Annotated in this window: 1 protein-coding gene; it reads left to right on the plus strand. The window is 44.4% G+C overall.

The features are described from left to right. Positions 1–1,736, plus strand: a 1,736-nt coding sequence (locus NF418_RS10220) for an Ig-like domain-containing protein (RefSeq protein WP_256779520.1), incomplete at both ends; no start/stop codon positions are given.

Below are 1,736 nucleotides of genomic sequence, written 5' to 3' on the forward strand. Positions count from 1 at the left end.
ACTCCAGCCGTAACGCCAGTTGAAGATACAAACAACTTGACTGATGATGAGAAAGCTAAAGTTAAGGAAGAAGTTGAGAAATCTAATCCAGACCTTCCAACAGGAACAGAAGTAACAGTTGGTAACGACGGAACAGTAACAATTAAATATCCAGATGGCTCAGTTGACACAATTCCAGGTACTGAAACAGTTACACCTAATACAGATACAACAGCCCCAGAAGCACCAGTTGTTAACGCACCAAAAGAAGGTGATACAACTGTAACAGGTAAAACAGAACCAGGTGCAACAGTAACTGTAACCTTCCCAGACGGTTCAACTGCAACAACAACTGCAGATGAAGACGGAAACTACACAGTTGACGTCCCAGCAGGTGTTGAGCTTAAAGAAGGCGACAAAGTCACTGCGACAGCAACCGACAAAGCTGGTAACGTCTCAGAACCAACAGAAACTACAACGACAGCTAACCCATCAGATGCGGATGAGAACACCCCAAATACTCCAGCCGTAACGCCAGTTGAAGATACAAACAACTTGACTGATGATGAGAAAGCTAAAGTTAAGGAAGAAGTTGAGAAATCTAATCCAGACCTTCCAACAGGAACAGAAGTAACAGTTGGTAACGACGGAACAGTAACAATTAAATATCCAGATGGCTCAGTTGACACAATTCCAGGTACTGAAACAGTTACACCTAATACAGATACAACAGCCCCAGAAGCACCAGTTGTTAACGCACCAAAAGAAGGTGATACAACTGTAACAGGTAAAACAGAACCAGGCTCAACTGTCACTGTAACCTTCCCAGATGGTTCAACTGCTACAACAACAGCTGACGAAAACGGCAACTACACAGTTGACGTCCCAGCAGGTGTTGAACTTAAAGAAGGTGATAAAGTCACTGCGACAGCTACTGATGAAGCAGGTAACACATCAGATTCAACTGAAAAAACTGTAACAGCTAACCCATCAGATGCGGATGAGAACACACCAAACACTCCAGCCGTAACACCAGTTGCCGACACAAACAACTTGACTGATGACGAAAAAGCTAAAGTTAAGGAAGAAGTAGAGAAGTCCAATCCAAACCTTCCAACCGGTACAACAGTAGAAGTTGGAAACGATGGAACAGTGACGATCACTTACCCAGACGGCTCAGTTGACACAATCCCAGGTACTGATACAGTAACCCCTAATACAGATACGACAGCACCAGAAGCACCAGAAGTCAACACACCAAAAGCAGGTGATACAACAGTAACAGGTACAGCTGAACCAGGTTCAACCGTAACTGTAACCTTCCCAGACGGTTCAACTGCTACAACAACAGCTGACGAAAACGGCAACTACACAGTTGATGTACCAGCAGGTGTTGAGCTCAAAGAAGGTGATAAAGTTTCTGCAACAGCTACTGACGAAGCAGGTAACACATCAGATTCTACTGAAAAACCTGTAACAGCTAACCCATCAGATGCGGATGAGAACACACCAAACACTCCAGCCGTAACCCCAGTTGCCGATACAAACAACTTGACTGATGACGAAAAAGCTAAGGTTAAAGACGAAGTTGAGAAATCTAACCCAGACCTTCCAACAGGTACAACTGTAGAAGTTGGAAACGATGGAACAGTGACGATCACTTACCCAGACGGCTCCGTTGATACTATCCCAGGTACTGATACAGTCGTAACAACTACTCCAACTCCACAAACGGATGCAGAGAAGAACGATTTGAC

Source organism: Streptococcus suis, from assembly GCF_024509555.1.
Classification (GTDB): Bacteria; Bacillota; Bacilli; order Lactobacillales; family Streptococcaceae; genus Streptococcus; species Streptococcus suis_AD.